This is a genomic window from Marivita lacus, from assembly GCF_014637725.1.
GTDB classification, from domain to species: Bacteria; Pseudomonadota; Alphaproteobacteria; order Rhodobacterales; family Rhodobacteraceae; genus Marivita; species Marivita lacus.
This window is the reverse complement of record NZ_BMFC01000001.1, coordinates 56,258-78,111: the sequence shown is the minus strand read 5'-3', so window position 1 is coordinate 78,111 and position 21,854 is coordinate 56,258. Positions and strand designations below refer to the sequence as shown.

Annotated in this window: 19 protein-coding genes; 8 read left to right on the top strand and 11 right to left on the bottom strand. The window is 61.6% G+C overall.

Going from position 1 to position 21,854, the window contains the following annotated elements; all coding sequences use genetic code 11:
• Positions 1 to 168: 168 nt before the first annotated feature.
• The 3 genes from IEV82_RS00400 to IEV82_RS00390 all read left to right on the top strand — a co-directional run bounded on the left by IEV82_RS00400 (position 169) and on the right by IEV82_RS00390 (position 3,217).
• Positions 169 to 888 (top strand): helix-turn-helix transcriptional regulator, encoded by a 720-nt coding sequence (locus tag IEV82_RS00400; RefSeq protein WP_229747623.1) that lies wholly within the window; start codon positions 169 to 171, stop codon positions 886 to 888.
• 119 nt (positions 889 to 1,007) lie between these two features.
• Positions 1,008 to 1,646 carry an acyl-homoserine-lactone synthase gene (locus IEV82_RS00395; protein WP_188479972.1) on the top strand — a complete coding sequence of 213 codons (639 nt, stop codon included), beginning with the start codon at positions 1,008 to 1,010 and terminating at the stop codon, positions 1,644 to 1,646.
• Between the two features lie 38 nt (positions 1,647 to 1,684).
• Positions 1,685 to 3,217: an ATP-dependent DNA helicase gene (locus tag IEV82_RS00390; protein WP_188479971.1), complete on the top strand. Its 1,533-nt coding sequence runs from the start codon at positions 1,685 to 1,687 to the stop codon at positions 3,215 to 3,217.
• Here the strand turns inward: IEV82_RS00390 and IEV82_RS00385 are convergent.
• Positions 3,214 to 4,233, bottom strand: a complete 1,020-nt coding sequence (locus IEV82_RS00385) for an NADP-dependent oxidoreductase (RefSeq protein ID WP_188479970.1) — start codon at positions 4,231 to 4,233, stop codon at positions 3,214 to 3,216. The two genes, IEV82_RS00390 and IEV82_RS00385, sit on opposite strands and share 4 nt — an antisense overlap.
• 91 nt (positions 4,234 to 4,324) lie before the next feature.
• Here IEV82_RS00385 and IEV82_RS00380 point away from each other — a divergent pair, with 91 nt between their 5' ends.
• Positions 4,325 to 5,956: a long-chain fatty acid--CoA ligase gene (locus IEV82_RS00380; RefSeq protein WP_188479969.1), complete on the top strand. Its 1,632-nt coding sequence runs from the start codon at positions 4,325 to 4,327 to the stop codon at positions 5,954 to 5,956.
• Positions 5,946 to 6,380 (top strand): MaoC family dehydratase, encoded by a 435-nt coding sequence (locus tag IEV82_RS00375; RefSeq protein ID WP_188479968.1) that lies wholly within the window; start codon positions 5,946 to 5,948, stop codon positions 6,378 to 6,380. Before IEV82_RS00380 ends, IEV82_RS00375 begins: the two co-directional genes overlap by 11 nt.
• Here the strand turns inward: IEV82_RS00375 and rpe are convergent.
• From rpe to IEV82_RS00335, 8 genes are all read right to left on the bottom strand, one after another.
• Positions 6,377 to 7,054, bottom strand: coding sequence for a ribulose-phosphate 3-epimerase (gene rpe, locus IEV82_RS00370; protein WP_188479967.1), 678 nt, complete (start codon positions 7,052 to 7,054; stop codon positions 6,377 to 6,379). The genes IEV82_RS00375 and rpe overlap by 4 nt on opposite strands.
• 23 nt (positions 7,055 to 7,077) lie before the next feature.
• Positions 7,078 to 8,013, bottom strand: a complete 936-nt coding sequence (locus IEV82_RS00365; RefSeq protein WP_188479966.1) for a 2-hydroxyacid dehydrogenase — start codon at positions 8,011 to 8,013, stop codon at positions 7,078 to 7,080.
• Positions 8,014 to 8,016: 3 nt separating this feature from the next.
• Positions 8,017 to 9,156, bottom strand: a complete 1,140-nt coding sequence (rodA, locus tag IEV82_RS00360) for a rod shape-determining protein RodA (RefSeq protein WP_188479965.1) — start codon at positions 9,154 to 9,156, stop codon at positions 8,017 to 8,019.
• Positions 9,153 to 11,096 (bottom strand): penicillin-binding protein 2, encoded by a 1,944-nt coding sequence (mrdA, locus tag IEV82_RS00355; protein ID WP_188479964.1) that lies wholly within the window; start codon positions 11,094 to 11,096, stop codon positions 9,153 to 9,155. The genes rodA and mrdA overlap by 4 nt, the downstream gene beginning before the upstream one ends.
• Positions 11,093 to 11,632 (bottom strand): rod shape-determining protein MreD, encoded by a 540-nt coding sequence (locus IEV82_RS00350; protein WP_188479963.1) that lies wholly within the window; start codon positions 11,630 to 11,632, stop codon positions 11,093 to 11,095. The genes mrdA and IEV82_RS00350 overlap by 4 nt, the downstream gene beginning before the upstream one ends.
• Complete coding sequence (gene mreC, locus IEV82_RS00345; RefSeq protein WP_188479962.1) at positions 11,629 to 12,534, bottom strand: rod shape-determining protein MreC; 906 nt, start codon at positions 12,532 to 12,534, stop codon at positions 11,629 to 11,631. Before mreC ends, IEV82_RS00350 begins: the two co-directional genes overlap by 4 nt.
• Before the next feature lie 97 nt (positions 12,535 to 12,631).
• On the bottom strand, positions 12,632 to 13,678 hold the full coding sequence (locus tag IEV82_RS00340; protein WP_188479961.1) for a rod shape-determining protein: 1,047 nt from the start codon (positions 13,676 to 13,678) through the stop codon (positions 12,632 to 12,634).
• A 78-nt stretch (positions 13,679 to 13,756) separates the two neighbouring features.
• Entirely contained in the window at positions 13,757 to 14,002 is a 246-nt protein-coding gene (locus IEV82_RS00335; RefSeq protein ID WP_188479960.1) for a hypothetical protein, read from the bottom strand.
• A 17-nt stretch (positions 14,003 to 14,019) separates the two neighbouring features.
• Between IEV82_RS00335 and IEV82_RS00330 the strand changes: the two genes are divergently transcribed.
• Positions 14,020 to 14,415 (top strand): hypothetical protein, encoded by a 396-nt coding sequence (locus IEV82_RS00330; RefSeq protein WP_188479959.1) that lies wholly within the window; start codon positions 14,020 to 14,022, stop codon positions 14,413 to 14,415.
• 109 nt (positions 14,416 to 14,524) lie between these two features.
• On the top strand, positions 14,525 to 17,026 hold the full coding sequence (locus tag IEV82_RS00325) for a GcvT family protein (RefSeq protein WP_188479958.1): 2,502 nt from the start codon (positions 14,525 to 14,527) through the stop codon (positions 17,024 to 17,026).
• A gap of 274 nt (positions 17,027 to 17,300) precedes the next feature.
• Here the strand turns inward: IEV82_RS00325 and IEV82_RS00320 are convergent, their stop codons facing one another.
• Both IEV82_RS00320 and IEV82_RS00315 read right to left on the bottom strand, forming a co-directional pair.
• Positions 17,301 to 18,989, bottom strand: a complete 1,689-nt coding sequence (locus IEV82_RS00320) for an acyl-CoA dehydrogenase family protein (RefSeq protein WP_188479957.1) — start codon at positions 18,987 to 18,989, stop codon at positions 17,301 to 17,303.
• A 217-nt stretch (positions 18,990 to 19,206) separates the two neighbouring features.
• Positions 19,207 to 20,805, bottom strand: a complete 1,599-nt coding sequence (locus IEV82_RS00315; RefSeq protein ID WP_188479956.1) for a phosphoenolpyruvate carboxykinase — start codon at positions 20,803 to 20,805, stop codon at positions 19,207 to 19,209.
• Positions 20,806 to 21,147: 342 nt separating this feature from the next.
• On the opposite strand from IEV82_RS00315, the gene IEV82_RS00310 reads away from it, so the two are divergent.
• Positions 21,148 to 21,852 (top strand): response regulator transcription factor, encoded by a 705-nt coding sequence (locus IEV82_RS00310; RefSeq protein WP_188479955.1) that lies wholly within the window; start codon positions 21,148 to 21,150, stop codon positions 21,850 to 21,852.
• Positions 21,853 to 21,854: the final 2 nt, after the last annotated feature.

Sequence of the window (21,854 nt, the reverse complement as noted above, 5' to 3'; positions counted from 1 at the left end):
AGGGTGACGGTGTCATGGGACATGACTGGATCATTGATGTGTTGACCGACCTCAGGACGTTCGCCGCGGCGAACGATCTGAATGCGCTGGCAGCCAAATTGGACGATACGCAATTGGTTGCACAGGCAGAGATCGGCGCGCGCGGTAAAGGGATAAGCCGTGGGCTTCTTGGAGAAAGTACCTCAACTGGACGATGTGATCGCACGACTGGAGTGCGCCGAACATCTTGAGGAATTGCAGACCATCATCGAATGGTTGCGCGATCACTACGCCGTCGACGACATGGTGTACCACTGGGTGTCCAGCAATGGCACTCAATACGGCTGCGGCACCTATGATCCGAAATGGGTCGCCCGTTACCTCGAGAAGGGCTATTTGCGCATCGATCCGGTCGTGATCGGCTGCTACCAGCGGTTCCACCCGGTGGATTGGAAGCGGCTTGATTGGTCCGGCAAGGCGGCGCGGGCCTTCATGAAAGATGCGATGGCGCACGGGGTTGGTCATCAGGGCTATTCCATCCCGATCCGCGGTCCGAACGGTCAATTCGCCCTGTTTACGATGAGCCATAGCTGTGACGACGATCAATGGAACAGCTTTACCGAACTCAACCGCCGCGACCTCATCCTTCTGGCGCATTACTTCAACCAGACCGCGCTGATGCTGGAACCGGGGCGCAAGCCTGAACCGACGCAGCCCCTGTCGCCGCGCGAGGTTGAAACCATGACGCTGCTTGCGGTGGGCTACAGTCGGGCGCAGGTGGCTGAAACACTGGCGATCTCGGAACACACCCTGCGCGTCTATATCGAAAGCGCCCGGTTCAAGCTGGGTGCGATGAACACCACTCATGCCGTCGCACGCGCGATGGCGCGCGGACAGATCGTTGTCTGAGACTGCCTGATTGGTTCCAAAGTGGAAACGATTCCGCCGAGCCCATGCAACGTACGGTGACAAAAGAAACGATTCATCCCTGAAGACGAGCGTGTCCTCCAGCAACGGAGGACACGCTCATGATTCGATACCTGTACGGCGATCAACTGGCCAAGTACCCGCGTCTGGCCCGCACCATGTTCGAAGACCGCGCGGACCAGTTCAAGACCCGGTTGGAGTGGGAGGTGACGGTCGATGCCCAAGGACAGGAGCGCGATGCCTATGACGACCTGAACCCGCTTTACGCGATCTGGGAAACGGCGGCAGGCGCGCATGGCGGGTCGATGCGGTTTCTGCCGACAACAGGGCGCACCATGGTGAACGAGCATTTTCTTGATCTGACCGGTGGTGTGGCGTTTCAAAGCCCCTTGATCTGGGAATGCACGCGGTTCTGCCTGTCGCGTCATTCGGAGCCCGGCATGGCGGCGGCGTTGATGCTGGCAGGCGGAGAGATCATGCAGGGCTTTGGGGTCAAGCATTTTGTCGGTGTGTTCGATGCGCGCATGGTGCGGATCTACAATCGGATCGGCGCGGCTCCCGAGGTGTTGGGTACAAAAGGGGAGGGGCGGCAATCCATCAGCGTCGGCTTGTGGGAGTTCAGCGAAGCGGCGCAAAAACGGGTATCACGCGTTGCGGGCATCCCGTTGCAGGTCTCGCGCGGCTGGTTCGCGGCCAGTTTCGGTGACGTGGTGCCGCAACAGGGTGTGAACGCTGCCTGACGCTGGTGCCTGCTGCGTGGGCGCGATAGGGTTCGCGCATGACCTTGCCCGCGCTCACATATTCCGAAGATCAGGCTGCCGCGCATGATGCGGTGGCCGACATGCTGCGCGAGGCAGGCATCGATCTGGACCAAGGTCTTTTGCTGCCGCCGCGCGAGGGTCAGGCCAGGATCATGGCGATCACCGGCAAGGCCGGATCGGGAAAGACGCTGCTCTTGGCCGAGCTCTGCAAGGCGCTGCATAGCGCGGGTGTAGAGGTGGTGTCCGGCGACTACGAAGGCCGTCGCCGCAAGGACCGCCGGACATTGGCGGTGCTGGCTCCGACCAACAAGGCGGCGTTCGTGCTGCGGATGCGCGGAGTTCCGGCGACGACCATTCACCGTATCCTCTACACGCCGGTCTATGATCCCGAATATGAGCGCATCGCGGAATGGCTGATGGGCAATGGCGACAAGCCCGAGATCGAGGGGCTGACCGAAGAAGCGCTTGCCCGCGCGCAGGTGTCCTTCGAATTGCACAAGTCGATCCCTGCGGCGCTGGCGACTGCGGGCTTGCGCGGATCGGATTTCATCACCGGCTGGAAACGGCGCGAAGACCCGCTGGATATCGGGTTCGTCGACGAGGCGTCGATGCTGGATGAACGGCAGGTCGAGGACCTGCGCGAGATTTTCCCGAACCTGCTGTTGTTCGGCGACCCGGCACAGTTGGCACCGGTGAACCAGTCCGGCAAGATGGTGTTCGAAACGTTGGCCCCGTCACAGGTGCTGAACCTGAACCGCATTCACAGGCAGGACGCGGACAATCCCATTCTCGATCTGGCCCATGCGCTTGCTGATCCGCAGCTTGATTTCTACGGCTTCGAAAGGATGGTCGAAGACATTTCCCGCACCGATGACCGTGTTGTTCTGGGTCAGCGGGTCGAAGTGGACCTGATGGCGCGGTCTCCGGTTCTGGTCTGGCGGAATGCGACACGTATCCGGCTGATCAACGCCTTCCGCGCGGTGCATGGCGCACCCGAGGACTCGCTTCTGGAGGGCGAGCCGCTGATCTGTGACGGGCTGGAACTGCCGCTCAAGCATCGCAAGAAACGGCTGGACCTTGAGGCGCGGGGCCTGATCAAGGGCGCGCAGGTGATCTATCTGGGGCCGGGGCGCAAGCCGGGGTTTTCGCGCCTGCATGTGATCGGGGCGGAAGACCCGCAAGTGTCGGCTGCCTCTATCGTCAAGATCGAGAAACCGGACGAGGAAGAGCCGTTCATCCCCTTTGCCGCGCGCATGGGGGCCACGTTTCTGCATGGCGCTGCTGTGACAATCCACAAGGCGCAGGGCTCACAATGGGACACGGTTCAGGTGTTCGCACCTGACCTCGAAGTCGCCGCCCGCATGGGGCGCAGCGAGGCGGGGCAGCCCTTGTGGAAACGGCTGGCCTACGTGGCGATCACGCGGGCCTCGACGCGGTTGCACTGGGTGGTGCGCAACCGCTTGTCGAAACCGTCCGGGCCTTTGCAGGTCGATGATCTGAGGGCCGCGCCTGCGGCCCCCCTTGCGCTTGAGGTTGAGACCGAAATCTAGAGCTTGACGATCTGCTTGCCGGTATTGCCGCCCTTGAGCATAGCGATGAACGCGTTGGGCGCGTTTTCAAGACCTTCGGCCACGTCTTCGAGATAGGCAATCTCGCCCTTGGCCACCTTTGGCGCGACATCGGCAAGGAAGGCCGGGAACTCGTCCCAATGGTCGAAGATGATGAAGCCCGAGACATGCAACCGCTTGACCAGAATGCTGCGCCACATGCCTGGCAACTGGTTGGTCTCTGCGATGTTCGACCCGCCATACCACGCGATCATGCCGCAGACCGGGATGCGCCCGTGGACGTTCATCAGGGGCATTACTGCCTCCAGGACCTGCCCGGCGACGTTTTCCCAGTAGATGTCGACGCCACCGGGGGCGGCTTCGGCAATCGCGGCGCGCAGGGACGCGGCGTCGTCATGGGCACGGTGGTCGATGGCGGCATCAAAGCCGAAGGTTTCCGTGGCGAGGCGGCATTTCTCGGCACCACCGGCGATGGCGATGGTGCGCAGGCCAAGCTCCTTGGCAAGCTGACCCACCATCGAGCCGACCGGGCCTGTGGCAGCCCCGACGACCAGCGTTTCGCCTGCCTTGGGTTTGCCAAAGTTGTGCAGACCGACCCAGCCAGTCAGGCCCGGCATCCCCAGAACGCCCAGTGCCGTGGAGGGTGGCAGGGACGGATCCAGTTTGCGCAGCTCCGATCCCGGCAGGCAGGCGTGGCTGGCCCATCCGGTCATGCCGGTGACGGTGTCGCCTTTGGCAAAGCCCTCGGCCTTGCTTTCGAGCACCAGGCCCACGCCTTGGCCCGTCATGGTGCCGCCCAGATCCACCGAGGGCGCATAGCTTTTGACGTCATCCATGCGGCCGCGCATGTAGGGATCGAGCGACAGGTGGGTCACTTCGATGAGGACTTCGTCTGTCGCCGGGGTGGGCAGTGTTCCGGTTTCCAGCTTGAAGTCTTCAGGCACCGGGGCGCCCTTGGGCCGGCGGGCGAGGGTGACGCGGGACATCGTATCGGACATGGATTTGCTTCCTTGCGGTTAGGGGTTGCGCGGCGTCTGTCGGATGCTCAGTGTATCTGGAACCACAGGGCAGAAGGCAAGGGAGGGCTTGATGCACGGATTGATGATGAACCGGCCATTGTCGGTGATCGAGTTGCTGCGCTACGCCGCCGAAATTCACGGTGCCGGGGAAATCGTTTCGGTGCGCACCGAAGGCGATCTGCACCGCCAAACCTATGCCCGGACCTTTCAACGCACCGCGCAACTGGCGCATGGTCTGGCGGCCTTGGGTGTGACGCAGGGTGACCGCGTGGCGACGCTCGCGTGGAACGGCCATCGCCATTTCGAGCTCTACTACGCGATTTCGGGCATGGGGGCGGTCTGCCACACGATCAATCCGCGCCTGTCTGCCGAGCAGATGCTGTATATCATCGGCCATGCAGAAGACACGGTGCTGTTTGTCGATCTGACCTTCGTGCCGATCCTTGAGGCGCTGAAGGATCATCTGCCCGCCGGTTTGAAGATCGTGGTCATGACAGATGCTTCGCATATGCCGACCTCTGCGCTGGACTTGCATTGCTACGAAGACCTGATCGCGTCGCACCCGACGGATTATGACTGGCCCGACCTGCCCGAAGAGACTGCGGCCAGTCTGTGCTACACATCTGGGACAACGGGTAACCCCAAAGGGTCGCTTTATTCCCATCGGTCGACCGTGCTGCACGCGCTCTTCATTGCGGTGACGCTGCCGCGTTCCTTGCATGAAGGCGCGCGGCTCTTGCCGGTGGTGCCGATGTTCCACGTCAATTCCTGGGGCATGCCCTATGCCGCGCCCATCGTCGGCGCGTCGCTCATCATGCCGGGGGGCAAGCTGGATGGTCCGTCGCTGTATGGCCTGATGGAGAGCGAGAAGGTCACGGCAAGCTGGGGGGTGCCGACGGTCTGGCTGGGCCTGCGAGCCGAGATCGAGGCGCGCGGCAAACCGCCGTCTTCGTTGGATCAAGTGGTGATCGGCGGCTCTGCCGCGCCGCGCAGCATGATCGAATTCTTTGAGGCACGGGACATCGACGTCTGCCATGCCTGGGGCATGACCGAGATGAGCCCGGTCGGCACAACAGGCCAGTTGCCGAACACGATGAACGACGCACCGTTCGCCGACCGCATGGCACGCAAGTCCCTGCAGGGGCGGCGCATCTTCGGTGTTGACCTCAAGATCGTTGGTGAAGACGGTCAGCGCCTGCCGCATGACGGTAAAGCGGTAGGTGAGTTGTACGTGCGCGGCAATGCCGTCATTTCTGGCTATTTCAACAACGAAGACGCGACGAAGGCCGCCATCGACGCCGAAGGTTGGTTCGGCACGGGCGATGTGGCCAGCATATCCCCTGACGGGTATCTGAGCATTCAGGACCGGTCGAAAGACCTGATCAAGTCGGGTGGGGAATGGATCAGTTCGATTGACCTTGAGAATATCGCCATGTCGCATCCCGAGGTGGCCAATTGTGCGGTGATCGCGATTGCGCATCCGAAATGGGATGAACGCCCGGTGCTGGTGGTTGTCCCGAAAGACGGCTGCCAACCCAAGCTGGCGGACATTCACGCGTTGATGGATCCGCATTTCGCCAAGTGGCAGTTGCCGGACGATCTGGTGTTCGTGGATGCCTTGCCGCTGACCGCGACGGGAAAGGTGTCGAAACTCACGTTGCGCCAGCAATTTGCCGATTACGTGTTGCCGGATGTCCGCTGACGCCTTGCGGGCCATGCCACCCAGCCTGTCACGGTGGTACGAGATCAGTCAGGAGCGGATCACCGCCTTTGCCGATGTGACCGAGGACTGGCAGTTCATCCATCTGGACACAGAGCGGATGCAGCCGCAGGGCGGGACGATGGCGCACGGGTTCCTGACACTGGCGATGCTGTCGGCCATGTCCTATGACGTGCAGCCCGAGATACCGGGCATGGTTCAGGGGTTGAACTATGGCTTTGACCGCATCCGCTTTGTCAGCCCGGTTCGGGCGGGGCAGCAGATACGGGGGCGGTTCAGCGTGGCCGAGGTGATCGAAAAGCCCGGTCGCTACAATGTCCGCTGGGACGTTGCCGTGCAGATCGACGGTACCGACCGACCTGCGCTTGTGGCGCAATGGATCAACGTGTTTGAGGTTGCAGCCTAGACCACAGCCCGGATCGCGCGGATGTTTTCGCCGTAGGGGACGGGGTTGTCCACCGATCCCCCCTTGAACACGGCAGAGCCTGCGACCAGCACATCGGCGCCGGCGGCCACGACCAAAGGCGCTGTTGTGGGATCGACGCCCCCGTCGATCTCGATATGCACCTCGCGGTCGCCGATCATCTCGCGCAGTTGGGCGACTTTCTGCACGCAGGAATGGATGAATTTCTGCCCGCCGAAACCGGGGTTCACCGTCATCACGCAGATCAGGTCGACCATGTCCAAAAGCGGGGCTGCGGCCTCGGCCGGGGTGCCGGGATTGAGCGCGAGACCTGCCTTTGCACCCGTGGCGCGGATCGCCTGAAGCGTGCGGTGAATATGCGGTCCGGCCTCGATATGGGCGGTGATCACATCGGCTCCGGCATTGGCGAAGGCGTCGATATAGGGATCGACTGGTGCGATCATCAGGTGGACGTCCATCACTGTCTTGATGTGCGGACGGATCGCGGCACAGGTGGCGGGGCCGAAGGTGATGTTGGGCACGAAATGGCCGTCCATGACATCGACGTGAATCCAGTCGGCGCCTTGTGCTTCAACCGCCTGAATCTCGGCTCCGAAATTGGCGAAATCTGAGGCAAGGATGGACGGGGCGATTTTTACCGAACGGTCAAATGTCATGGCGGGCTCCTTTTGATGCGGGCTTAGTACCCGGCGTCCCGGTCCACAAGATACAAGAACGGCTCACCTGACTCGCCGCGCCGGATATTCTCGGCAATGGCGCGCGATGCGCTGGGGGCACGGGTCTCAGACGCGATGTGGGGCGTGACGGTCACGCGGGGATGCGCCCAGAACGGGTGATCCTGCGGTAGCGGTTCGACGCGGAAGACATCCAGCGTGGCGTGGGCGACATGACCCCTGTCGAGGGCGGCCAGCAGCGCGTCATCGTCGATGAGCGGTCCACGACCGGGATTGATGATGAACGCGCCTTTGGGCAGCAGCGCCAGCGTTTCGGCGTTCAGGGTATTTTCAGTGGCGGGTGTGCTGGGCAGCAACAGGATCAGGATCTGCGACTGCCTTAGCAAATCGTGCAGCCCTTCGGTGCCTGTGTGACAGGTGATGCCGTCGATCTTTTTGGAGGTGCGGGCCCAGCCGCTGACCGGGAATCCAAGACGTGCAAGAGCCAGACCGCAGGCGCTGCCCAATTCGCCCAGCCCAAGGATCCCGACAGGGCGATCCGCTGCCACGGGGGGCGCATCCGGCACCCATGCGTGATCCGGGTTCACGATATGGGCGTCCATGCCAAGATGATGGCGCAGGGTGTGGCCTATGACCCATTCCACCATGCCCTGCGTCAGCCCTTCGTCATCGACCATGCGCGCATAGGGCACGTTGAGGGTCGGGTTGCCGACCGCATCCTCGACCCCGGCCCAGAGATTCAGAACCGCCTTCAGCCGGGTGTAGGGCGTGAAATCCTGCACCGGGGAGCTGGGCGCGTAGACGATGTAATCCACCTCGGATGGGGGCATGTCGGTGCCCAGCGAATATTCCACGCCGATCTCGTCCAGCGCGGTGCGCAACGGAGCTTCGTATTGCGCCCAGCGTTTTTCATGGGCGGCGAACAGGACGTTGATCGGCATGGCTTACCTCGGTCTGTGAATATGGGCGCTCTGTACCAAGCCGAACGCGATCATCAAGACCAACATCGCAGATCCGCCATAACTGACCAACGGCAGCGGAACGCCGACGACCGGGGCAAGGCCCATGACCATCGACATGTTGACCGCAAAGTACAGGAAGAAGGTGACGCCGATGCCGAGGATCAGAAGCGAGGAATACCGATCCCGGTTCTGAAGCGCCGACACCACGCAAAAGACGAGGATCAGCACATAGAGGATCAGCAGGGAAATGCCGCCGATAAAGCCGAATTCCTCTGCCAGGGTGTTGAAGATGAAATCGGTGTGTTTTTCGGGCAGGAAGTTCAGCCGGGATTGCGTGCCCTGCATGAAACCGCGCCCGGTCCAGCCGCCCGACCCCATCGCGATCTTGGCCTGCGTGATGTGATAGCCCGCGCCCAGCGGGTCCGAGGACGGGTCGAGGAACGTGTCGATGCGGCGGAACTGGTAGTCCTTGAGCAATTGCCACTCTGTGCCGCGGCTGAGGAATACGGCGTAGATGCCCGCGACACCAGCGGTGATCACAGTTGCGAAATAGGCCCAGTGGATACCTGCGAGGAACATCATCAGCCCGCCACCCGCCACCAGCAAAAGCGCCGTGCCAAGGTCGGGTTGGGTCAGCACGAGGAAGGTAGGCAGCAGAATGAGGAAGACCGGCACCAGAACCCAGACTGGATGGGAGGTTTTTCGGATCGGCAGCCAGTCGTAATAGGCAGCCAGCACCATCACCATGGAGACCTTCATCAACTCGGAAGGTTGCAGGCGCATGAAGCCGAGATTGATCCAGCGCTGCGCACCCATGCCCACCGTGCCGAAGAATTCGACCGCCACCAGAAGCGCGAGCGCGACAAGGTAGGCCATCACCGACATGTTGCGCCAGAACCAGATCGGGACCATGGCCACAACGAACATGAGCGTCAGCCCGAGGGCAAAGCGCTTCATCTGCGGATCTGCCCAGGGGCGCATGGAGCCGCCGGCCACGGAATAGAGCATCAGCAGCCCGACACCTGCAACTGCCGTCAGCAGCAGGACCAGTGGCCAGTTGATGAAGAGCATCTTGCGCCAGCCCGTTGGGACCGTCTTGACCGTATATTCAAGATAACTCATGCGCGGCTCCGGCCATCCGGATCATTGTCGCGCAGCACCTGTTGCAGGCGCTCCTGCTGCGACCGGATGTGTTCGCGATCCTTGGAGGGGTAGACGTCAAGCGGCGGGTCTTCCCCGTAAAGCGCCTGCAGGGTCACGTCGCGGGCGATCGGAGCGGCGGCCGCCGACCCGCCACCACCGTGCTCGACGATGACGGACACGGCGATCCTCGGGGCCTCAAAGGGTGCGTAGTTCACGAAGAGCGCATGGTCGCGCCGGTTCCAGGGCAGGTCTTCGTTTCTGGTCACGCCGCGCGCCCGTTCGGCGGCGGTGATGTTTCTTACCTGGCTGGTGCCCGTCTTGCCTGCCATGCGAACGGTTTCGTCGATGATGCGCGACCCGTAGGCTGTTCCGCGCCGGTCGTTGGTGACGGCGTACATGGCGCGCCGGATCTGGCGCAGGTGGTTTTCGTTGAACCCCATACCCTCGCCCTCCGCGAGTTCGGGCTCCGCGCCGCTGACCCGTCGCACGAGGCGCGGTGTGACATTCTTGCCGGTCGCCAGACGCGCGGTCATCACGGCAAGCTGAAGCGGCGAGCCGAGGACGAAGCCCTGACCGATCGACGCGTTCACCGTATCACCGATGACCCAGCCCGCGCCGCGTTCGCGCTTTTTCCATTCCTTGTTGGGAACCAGGCCTTCGGTGACGGCCGACATGCCGATGCTGAACGCTTCGCCAAATCCGAGCCGCCGCGCGGTTTCGGCAATCCGTTCGATTCCGACCTTGAGCGCAAGGTCGTAGTAATAGACGTCGCAGCTTTCGCGGAGCGCCTGTTCGAGGTTCATGTGGCCGTGGCCCGCCCGTTTCCAGCAATGGAACCGGCGGCCCGCGACTTCCATGTGGCCGGGGCACCACACTGTTTCCTCGGGCGCCACGACACCGGCATCGAGCGCCGCAAGAACCGTGACCATCTTGAAGGTCGATCCCGGAGGATAGGCATCCTGCACGGTTTTCGAGGCCAGCGGGCGATGGTCATTGTCGCGCAATTCGCCGAAATCCGCGACCGAGATGCCGCGCACGAACTTGTTGGGATCGTAGGATGGCGACGACACGATGCCCAGAAGATCGCCGTTGTTCACGTCCATCACGACGACCGACGCGCTTTCTTCGCCAAGCCGGGCCTGGATGTAGCTTTGCAACCTGCTGTCCACGGTCAGCTGCATGTCGGCACCTGGCGTGCCTTCGCGGCGGTCCAGTTCGCGCATCACGCGGCCGACGGCGTTCACCTCGACGCGTTTGGCCCCGGCACGTCCGCGCAGGGTGTCTTCGTGCCGGGCTTCGATCCCGACCTTGCCGATCTGGAACCGGGGGATGCGCAGCACCGGATCGGGGGTTTCGTAACGCGCAAGATCGCGTTCGCTGACCGGGCCGACATAGCCGACCACATGCGCGAAATCACCCCGGCGGGGGTAGATGCGCGACAGACCGACCTCGGGGGTGACACCGGGCAAGGCAGGGGCGTTCACGGCGACGCGGCTGATGTCGTCCCATGTCACGCGTTCGGCGACGGTGACGGGCAGGAACGGCGCGCTGCGTTGCATTTCCGTCAGTGCGCGGTTCAACTCGTCCTCGTCCAGTTCGACCAGCGAGGACAGGCGCGCGATCACGTCATCGACATCGCCCGCGTCTTCCTTAACCATGGTGATGCGGTACGAGGGTTCATTGCCGGCAATGATGACCCCGTTGCGATCAAAGATCTGGCCCCGCGTGGGCGGAATGAGGCGGATGTTGATGCGGTTCTCTTCGGCCAGAAGGCGGAATTCATCGGCCTGATCGACCTGCAGATGTTGCATCCGCAATCCCAGTGCCCCCGCGAAGGCAAGCTGCACGCCACCAAGAAACACCCCGCGACGCGAGATCTTGCGGAAGCTTTCCGCGGTATCCTTTGGCGCTCGTCTCATAGGGTCCGCCCCAACCGATCCATGTCACCGGGTGCGGATCTGCGCACCCCGAACAGAAAATATGACACGCCCACAACCACCGGGTAGAAAGCGATCGTCATCAGCACCTGAACAAGGCTCAGCGTGAGCGTGCCGGGTGCAAGGATAAGGATCATCATCACCGCGCGATAGAGGATCGTGATCACGATCAGGGTACCTGCGAAGGTGAGCCATTCAAGAACAAATGTGGTCTCGCGCTGCCGTCGCTCGCGGGATTTGAGCCATTCGACGGCACAGACCACGAGAACCGACCAAAGACCGGGCGGGCGTTGCAGCATCATGTCCGCCAAGAGCATGACACCCGCGACGAGCAGGACCGGAACGTATTCCGGACGGCGCACGGACCAGGCGAAGACCAGCGCCACCAGAATATCCGGGCCAGCCCAGTTGCTTGGGGCCGGGTCGAGCGGCAGCAGGTGGAAGAACAGGATCAGCAGCGCCAGAAAAACAAGCAGCAGCCGCATCCCCCAAAGCTGGAAGAGGCCTGTGTCCATCATTGGCCCGGCTCCACTGCGGCGGCATCGGTGGCGCCGGGGGGTGTTTCAGGCAAGATCAGCGCCGAGGGGTTGGACACCCGACGCGCACCGTGGTCGCGTAGGACGCGCAGAAATTCGAGCCGTTCATAATCGGCTGCAAGGCGTGTACGCAGCCGCCCACCGGGGTCTTGTGCCACCTGACCGATCAGCAGACCGGGCGGGAACACGTCGCCGTCGCCCGAGGTGACGATGCGGTCGCCGGGCCGCACCTGGTCGGGGTTTTCCAGAAAGTCGATGGGGGGCGCGGACGTGTTGTCACCGACGATCAGGGCGCGCTGGCCCGAGGGCTGAATCGTCGCCGGGATGCGGCTGGTCGCGTCGGTGAGCATGATCACGCGGCTGGTGTTCGGCCCGACGCCGGAGATGCGTCCGACAAGGCCGGTGCCATCCATTGTTGCCCATCCGTCAACAATCCCGTCGCGCGAGCCGACATTGATCAGAACGGATTGGCGGAAGGGCGAGCCTGAATCAGCCAGCACAACGCCGGTGATGTAGGTCAGGCGCGGATCGAGCCGCACATTGTTGAGGTCGCGCAGCTTCGCGTTTTCCTGTTCGAGCTGCAGCGCCGCCTCTTTCCAGGCGGTCATCTGGCGCAGCTCGCGACGGAGTTCCTGATTCTGTTCGTAGATGCGTTGATAGCTTCGGAAATCGCGGGCGATGTTCACGGTGGCGGTGACGGGGGCCATCGCCCAGTCGAAGCTCGGCATCACCGTGTCGATGACCGCCGCGCGGAACCGTTCGACCCGAGGACTGTCGATCCGCCAGACAAAGAAAAGACCCAAAAGACACAGGATGACCACAGCCAGCAGCAAGCGCCGCAGCGGCGTGGTGTAGTCTTCGCTGTTGGTGCCGTTCTTTGCCAAGACTTCCCTTTCCAAGCGCCTCCCGAAAAAAGCGAACCTGTTTGCGGATCAGGTTGCGCGTACTCTTACCATAAACTTGGGCACATGGGTGGTCGGATCAGCTGTCGTAATCAATCGCGTGGCGCAGTTGTTTTTCGTATTCCAGCGCCTTTCCGGTCCCGAGCGCGACGCAGTTCAGGCTTTCATCCGCAATCGACACGGCAAGCCCTGTCTGTTCACGCAGCGCCAGATCCAGGTCCGCCAGAAGCGCACCGCCTCCGGTGAGCATGACGCCCCGGTCAACGATGTCGGCGGCAAGGTCCGGCGGGGTGGCTTCGAGAGCGGTCATCACCGCTTCGCAGATCGCCTGCACAGGTTCGGACAGCGCCTCGGCGATCTGAGCCTGGCTGATCTCGGTTTCCTTGGGAACGCCGTTCAAAAGATCGCGGCCCCGGATCATCATGGATGAGCCACGCCCGTCATCGGGCATCCGCGCGGTGCCGATGGACGTCTTGATGCGTTCGGCGGTCGATTCGCCAACCAGAAGGTTCTGCTGACGACGCAGGTAGTTGATGATCGCCTCGTCCATGCGGTCGCCCCCGACGCGGACCGAGCGCGCATAGACGATGTCGCCCAGCGACAGGACCGCGACTTCGGTCGTCCCACCGCCGATATCGACGACCATGTTTCCGGTGGGATCGGTGATCGGCATGCCCGCACCGATGGCGGCTGCGATAGGTTCGGCGATCAGCCCCGCTTTACGCGCGCCAGCCGACAGAACCGACTGACGGATCGCGCGCTTTTCGACCGGGGTCGCGCCATGCGGGACGCAGACGATGATCTTGGGCTTGGAGAAGGTCGAGCGCTTGTGAACCTTGCGGATGAAGTGCTTGATCATCTCTTCAGCCACATCGAAATCCGCGATCACGCCTTCGCGCATCGGGCGAATGGCCTCGATGCTGCCGGGGGTGCGGCCCAGCATCAGCTTGGCGTCTTCGCCCACGGCCAGCACTCTCTTCTGACCGTCCTTGATGTGGTAGGCCACCACCGAGGGTTCAGACAGAACGATGCCGCGTCCCTTGACATAGACCAGCGTGTTCGCGGTCCCAAGGTCGATGGCCATGTCCGAAGAAAACATGCCCAACAGTTTGTCCAGTCCAAACATCTGTGATCTGCCTCACCCCAAAAACTCTTGGGCCTACGACTCTGTCAGTCGAAAGCCGAGGCTCTTATAGGTCTGGTTTCACTGCTGCGAAAGGGCCAGAACGCGCTGGGCCAGCGTGAATCTGCCAAAGCCGTGCATTAACGTCTTTGGCGTGCTTTCATCGAACTGCGCGCCTGTCTCTTTTCGCTTTGGTTCGATCTTGCTCACGAAGTTAGGGATGGCGTCGGATTGTTGCTGGATTGACACCAATGCCACGCGATCCACCGCTGAAAAGCCGTTTTTCAACCCTATTTCACACGCCTTGCTGACCCAAAATGGCCGCATGTCTGCCTGGGGTTTTTATGATTGGTAAACTTGTAAAGAGTATCTTCAAGCTTGGGTTCTACGCTGCGGGACTGTGCGGCGTGGTGGGAACCTGGGACTATACGCAGCAGGCCAAGGCTGCTGACGACGACTATTCCTTTGACGCCTACAAGCTGTCGGTCGTTGATCGCTACGGAGACGAGGCCGCCATCGCCTTTGCGGTGATCGACGCGGCGAGGACCAGCGCGGTGCGCGGCATCGCGGTCATCGACGAGGCTGGCGTGCTTGCCAAGGTGGGGCTTGCCGTGCCCGAACGGGCCTTGGCCCTGACCGAGCCTGCCGCGCCGGTGAATGCGCCCCTCATTCTGGCCTCGGTGGCAACGTCCCTTGCGCCAGAGATCTCGCTTTATCCACGGGCGCGGGTGCTGCGGTAACGACGGGAATCGACAGCGCGTCGTTTTCCTGCTGCAACGTGTCGGGACGGTTTGGTGGCGCGTTTGCACGACGGGTATGCACGGGACAAATGTCTCGGAGTGAAGACCCATGAAAACGCATGTCAAAGCTTTGGTTGTCGGTGGTGGCGCTGTCGGCACCTCGATTGCCTATCACCTCGCCCGCGCAGGGTGGGACGACGTGATGCTGCTCGAGCGGGATGAACTGACATCCGGCTCGACCTGGCATGCCGCTGGCCTGTTGCCCTATTTCAACATGTCCTATGCGACGACCCATATTCACGACTATTCGATCAAGTACTACAAGACGCTCGAGGAAGAGACCGGTCTGAACGCGGGCTTTTCCGTCGTCGGCAACCTGCGCATGGCGCAGACGCAGGCGCGCATGGACGAATACATGATCTATGCGAGCACGGCGGAAACCTGTGGCGTGCCTTATGAGTGGCTGAAGCCTGCGCAGATCAAGGAGCGGTATCCGCTTGTGAATTGCGACGATCTGGTCGGTGCGATCTTCCACCCGACCGACGGCTACATCAATCCCGCAGACGTCACCATGGCGATGGCCAAGGGCGCTCGTCAGCGCGGCGTGATGATCGAGCGAAAGTGGCAGGCGGACGCGTTCCACTGGACCGGCGATCATTGGGATGTCACCTGCACCAAGATGGTGGAAAAGGGCGGCAACCTCGTGCCGTCAGAAGAGCAGATCGTCATTCACGCGGAACATGTCGTGACAGCGACGGGCAACCACCCGCAGCGCACGGCAAAGCTGCTGGGGATCAAGATCCCCGCGATCCCGGTGGAGCACCAGTTCATCGTGACAGAGCCGGACCCCGCACTGGTCGAATGGCGCAAGGCGGGCAATCCCGAACACCCGGTGCTGCGCGATGCCGATGCCAAGTGGTATGTGCGCGAAGAGCGTGGCGGCTGGATCCTCGGCCCATACGAGCGCAATGCGCCGGCGCGGTTCGAATACGGCGTACCTGACAGTTTCCGCGCCGACCTGTTCCCGCTCGATCTGGAGCGGATCGAGGAAGAATACATGAGCATGATCCACCGGATTCCGTCGTCGGAAACCGTGGGTCTGAAGGACGATTTCAACGGTCCGATCTGCTACACGCCTGACGGAAACCCTCTGGTGGGTCCGGCTCCGGGGCTGCGCAACATGTGGCTGGCCGAAGGCTTCAGCTTTGGCATCACCGCGGCGGGCGGCACGGGGTACTACCTTGCCCAGTTGATGGTCGAGGGGGAAGCCGAGATCGACATGGCCTCGCTCGACCCCAAGCGCTACGGGTCGTGGATGACCACGGAATACGCCGCGCGCAAGAACGAAGAGGCGTATGAGCACGTCTATATCCTGCATCACCCGGACGAAGAGCGTCCTGCGTGCCGTCCGCTTCGTACGGCCCCGGCGTACGACCGGCAAAAGGCGCTGGGCGCGCAGTTCGGTCATGTGAATGGCTGGGAGCGTCCAAACTATTACGGGCCTCTGGATGCGCCGGAGACTTTCGACCACGATGCGCGGTCCTTCAAGCGCGGTGGCTGGTGGCAATATGCGGTGGACGAAGCCAAGGCCGTGCGCGAAGGCGTGGGTCTGATCGACGCGACCGCCTTTTCCAAGCACGTGCTGCACGGGCCCGGTGCCGCTGCGTTCCTTGACTGGTTCACCACCAACAAGCTGCCCAAGGTCGGGCGGATCAACCTGACCTATGCGCTGACCGCGAAGGGCACCACGCGCACCGAATACACGATCATGCGTGAGGAAGAGGATCGCTTTGTCCTTATTTCGGCGGGCGCGTGGTCGGCCTATGACGCGGACTTCCTGCGCAAGGCCATCGAAGACAAGGAGGCGGAGTTCGGTCGCATCAATCTTGAAGATTGGACTACACGCATGGGCGTCTTTGCGATTGCCGGACCAAAATCCCGTGATGTGTTAAAGGCCCTGATCCGGGATGCTGAGCCGGAAACGGCGCTGTCCAACAAGCGTTTCCCATGGCTTGGCCTGCGCAAGATCGAACTGGGCATGGTTCCCGTCGTTGCTGTGCGCGTCGCCTATACCGGCGAGCTGGGTTGGGAATTACATCACCCGATCGAGATGCAGAACCATCTCTGGGATCGGCTCATGGAGGCGGGTGCGCCACATGGGTTGAAGCTGGTGGGGGCACGGGCGCAGAACTGGTTGCGTCAGGAAAAATCCTATCGCGCCTTCGGCAACGAACTGGGCCGCGATGCGACCCCGCTCGAAGCCGACCTGCCGCGCTTTGTCGATCTTGACAAGGACTTCCACGGGAAAGACGCCTTGATCGCGACGGGTGTACGGTCCAAATGCTGCACGCTGCTGATCGACGGGCCCGACGATGCCGATCCGTGGGGCCGCGAAGTGCTGTATCACGGCGAGACCCGTGTCGGGCGTCTGACCTCGGGCGGCTATTCGGTGGCCTTCGGGAAATCCATCGGGATGGGCTATGTCAAGCCCGAACTGGCGGTGCCGGGGACCAAACTGCAGGTCAAGATGTTCGACCAGCTTTGGGATGCGGAGGTTGTCGAGGACAGCCCTTATGATCCAAAAAACGAGGTCATCCGCAAGGACGGCTGATACGTCCGGCATTTTCCGTCAACGGAAAATGATCCGCCGGGGGCGGATGCGAGGGCTCTGCCCTCGCGCTCCCGAGGTATTTTGAAACCGAAGAAGATCAGGCCGGGGTTTCAGGTGCTGAGGTCGTTGTAAATCTCGACCGCCTTGATTACGTCCATCAGCCCGGTCTGCCGCCGATCTGGATGCAGATCAGACACATGTGTTGCCGGCAAAAAAAAAGAAGGCCGGGCACGTTGCCCGACCTTCCAAGGACCTTTGCATCCGGGAGCGCAGTTCACCCCAGCAGGCGTCGCGCGATGACCTGCGCCTGAATTTCGGCGGCACCTTCAAAGATGTTGAGGATGCGCGCGTCACAGAGGATGCGGCTGATCTTGTATTCCAGCGCGAAGCCGTTGCCGCCGTGGATTTGCAGCGCGTTGTCGGCGGCAGCCCAAGCCACCCGTGCGCCCAGCAGTTTCGCCATCCCGGCCTCGAGGTCGCAGCGGCGGCCTTCGTCCTTTTCGCGGGCGGAGAAATAGGTCAGCTGACGCGCGACCATGATTTCGACGGCCATCATCGCCAGTTTCGACGCAACGCGCGGGAAATGGATCAGCGCCTTGCCGAACTGCTTGCGATCCTGAGCGTATTTCATGCCTTCATCGAGCGCCGATTGCGCCACGCCGATGGCGCGGGCGGCGGTCTGGATGCGGGCGGATTCGAACGTTTCCATCAGCTGCTTGAAGCCCTTGCCCTCTTCCATGCCCAGCAGGTTCTCGCCCTTGACCTTGAAGTCATCGAAATTGAGCGTGTATTCCTTCATGCCGCGATAGCCGAGGACTTCGATCTCGCCACCGGAGATGCCCGCATCCTGCCAAGGGGCTTGATCGGTGCCCGGGGTCTTTTCGGCCATGAACATCGACAGGCCTTTGTAATTGTCTGTGTCGGGCACCGTGCGGGCCAGCACCGTCATCACATGGGTGCGGGCGGCATGGGTGATCCATGTCTTGTTGCCGTTGAGGATCCAGTCGCCGTTCTCGTCCTTCACGGCCTTGGTGCGCAGGCTGCCGAGGTCGGATCCGGTGTTGGGTTCGGTGAACACGGCCGTGGGGAGGATTTCCCCAGAGGCGAGGCCAGGCAGCCATTTGGCCTTCTGCGCGTCGGTGCCGCCCGCGATCACAAGTTCGGCCGCGATCTCGGACCGGGTGCCGAGGGAGCCAACGCCGATATAGCCGCGCGAGAGTTCCTCGGACACGACACACATGGCGTTCTTGGACAGGCCGAAACCGCCATGTTCCTCGGGGATGGTCAGGCCGAACACGCCCATTTCGGCCAGTTCGTCGATGATCTCCATCGGGATCAGCTCGTCCTTGAGATGCCATTCCTGTGCATAGGGTTCGACCTTGTCGAGCGAGAAGCGGCGGAACTGTTCGCGGATCATCTCAAGCTCGTCATCGAGACCACAGACGCCGACGGTCAGTTCGGCGCTGCGTTCCTGCATCAGTTCGACAAGCCGAATACGGGCGGCCTGCGTGTTGCCGCCTTGGGTCAGCTGCATCACTTCGGGGGACATCAGGACGCGCATGTCGTCCTGCGACAGGCCGATGTCCTGAAGTCGGACCATTTCGCCCTGGTTCATCTGGATGCCACCGTAGATTTGCCAGAGGTATTCGCCAAAGGCGATCTGGTGGATCAGCTGTTCGACCTCGCTGAATCTGCCATCGGCGGTCAGACGTTCGGCCCAGCCCTGCATCTGGCGGAGCGATTCCACGTAGGTGGCAAGCCATGCCAGCCCGTGTGCCGCGGTCTGGTTTTCCTCGATCAGGGTGCCCGAGATGCGACCGTCCGCTTCGACCATGTCGCGCACGCGGGCGTTGGCCAGATCGAGGATGGCGTTTGCGGGTTCGAGCGCCGCAGCGGTCAATATGATCAGGTCGGGCAGGATCGTTTCGGTGGTCAGGGTCAGGTCTTGTCCGTCATGGGCCATGAATCGTGTCCTTTTCAGCTTTGCCGCTGGATATCCATTTTGCAGGTGCAGCGCAACAAAAATACCAAATCCGCCTAATATTTGTTTCAATCTTTCGCATTGAATTGCTGCCCTGCGGCGCTAATCCGATGCAGGTGCAGAAAACAACAAGGGCGGGCCCCCACGAATATGGTGTGCCCGCCCTTGTCTTTCCAAGCGCCTTTCGACGCAGGCCGCCTTAGCCGATGGCAGCGGCTTTCACGTCGTCGTCGATATAGGGCACGTATTGCGCGAAATTGTCGGCGAACATCTGGACCAGCTTGGTTGCCTGCGCGTCATAGGCGTCCTTGTCGTTCCATGTGCGGCGCGGATCGAGGAGCATGTCCGGCACGCCCTCGACCTTGACCGGGACTTCGAAGCCGAAGTTCGGGTCCTTGCGGAACTCGGCCTCGGCGAGACTGCCGTCAAGGGCCGCGGTCAGCAGCGCGCGGGTCGCCTTGATCGGCATGCGTTGGCCGGAGCCGTAAGCGCCCCCCGTCCAGCCGGTGTTGACGAGCCAGCAGGTCGCGCCATGCGACGCGATCTTTTCACGCAGCAGGTTGCCGTAGACTTCGGGACGGCGCGGCATGAAGGGCGCGCCGAAGCAGGTCGAGAACGTGGGTTCCGGTTCGGTCACGCCGCGTTCCGTGCCTGCGACCTTGGAGGTGAAGCCCGACAGGAAGTGGTACATTGCCTGCGCCGGTGTCAGCCGCGAGATGGGGGGCAGGACGCCGAAGGCATCGCAGGTCAGCATGATGATGTTCTTTGGGTGCCCGCCAAGCGCCGTGGTGGACGCGTTCGAGATATAGTCGAGCGGATAGGCGCAGCGCATGTTCGCGGTCAGGCTGTCATCCTTGAAATCAAGCTCGAAGGTTTCGGGGTCGAAGACCATGTTCTCGATCACGGTGCCGAATTTCTCGGTCGTGGCGTAAATCTCGGGCTCGGCCTCGGCCGACAGGTTGATCGTCTTGGCGTAGCAGCCGCCTTCGAAGTTGAAGGTGCCACGATCCGACCAGCCATGTTCGTCGTCGCCGATCAGCACGCGGTTCGGGTCAGCCGAGAGCGTGGTCTTGCCGGTGCCAGACAGGCCGAAGAAGATCGCGGTGTCGACCGGGTTGCCGACGGCGTGGTTGGCCGAGCAATGCATCGGCATGATTCCCTTTTCCGGCAGCAAATAGTTCAGCAGCGAGAAGATGGATTTCTTGTTCTCACCCGCGTATTCGGTGCCGCCGATCAGGATCAGCTTGCGGTCGAAGTTCATCGCGATGACCGTTTCGGACCGGCAATTGTGTTTCTTGGGGTCTGCCTTGAACGAGGGGCAGTTGATGACGGTGAAATCGGCAATGAACGTTTCGAGGTCTTCGCGCTCGGGGCGGCGCATCATGTGGCGGATGAAGAGGTTGTGCCAGGCGAGTTCCTGCACGAAGCGCACGTCGATCGAATGCTTGGGGTCCGCACCGCCGGTCAGGTCCTGCACGAAATATTCGCGGCCCTTCATGTGCTCGAGCATGTCGGCATAAAGCGCGTCAAACCCTTCGGGCGTCATCGGAGCGTTGTTGTCCCACCAGATCGTGTCGGCCACGCTGTCGGTCTTGACGACGTGCTTGTCCTTGGGGGACCGGCCCGTGAACTTGCCAGTGGTGACAAGGAAAGCCCCGCCATTGCCCAGCGTGCCCTCGCCGCGTTTCAGCGCAGCTTCGATCAGCGCAGGCTCTGTGAGGTTGTAATAGACATTGCCAAGCCCGTTGATCTGTTGATCTTCCAGCCGGAATCCCGGGTTCACCCGTCCAAATGTCATTTGCCAAGCTCCTGTAGCCGCGCTTCTGCGGCGGTATTGCGGAGGGACGGAAACGACGCGTCCCGCCCGTGACGTTACGCCAAGGGTGTTCGCCTCTTAGCATGTCGTTTCCAAATCTGAACAGGACGCAATCACGCAGTTAGCGCAACCAAAACGGGTTTAGCGCAACCATCTCCTCCCTGCGTCGGGCCGTGTGATGCAAATTAGCCATCCGTAAGGACATTTCGGTCTCAATAAGGGTGCGGCTGCAGAGTGATTCGCAAAATTAAGTTGGCGCAAACGGAAAAAAGACACATAATGGCAAGAAAAACATAATCGAGAGCAGAACAAGGAATACAATCCATGTCGAAAATCGCCCTTGTGGACGATGACAGGAATATCCTGACATCGGTCGCGATCACCCTTGAGGCAGAGGGTTTCGAGGTTGAGACCTATAATGACGGACAGGCCGCGCTTGACGCGTTCAACAAGAAAATGCCCGATATGGCCGTCTTTGATATCAAGATGCCCCGTATGGACGGGATGGATCTGTTGCAGCGCGTGCGCCAGAAATCCAAGATGCCGGTGATCTTCCTCACCTCCAAGGATGACGAGATTGACGAGGTTCTGGGCCTGCGCATGGGCGCGGATGACTACGTCAAGAAGCCGTTTTCCCAGCGTCTGCTGGTCGAGCGGATTCGCGCATTGCTGCGCCGTCAGGATGCAATTGCCGGTGATGCGAACGGAACCGAGGTCGAAGAGACCAAGCTTATGGTTCGGGGCAATCTGAGCATGGACCCTCTGCGGCATTCGGTGTCGTGGAAAGGGCTGGACGTGTCGCTGACCGTCACGGAATTCCTGTTGCTTCAGGCACTTGCACAGCGTCCGGGCTTCGTGAAGTCACGCGATCAGTTGATGGATGTGGCCTATGACGATCAGGTCTATGTCGACGACCGCACAATCGACAGCCACATCAAGCGCCTGCGCAAGAAGATGCGCACGGTCGACAATGATTTCTCTGCTATCGAAACGCTTTACGGGATCGGTTACCGTTACAACGAAGAGTGACC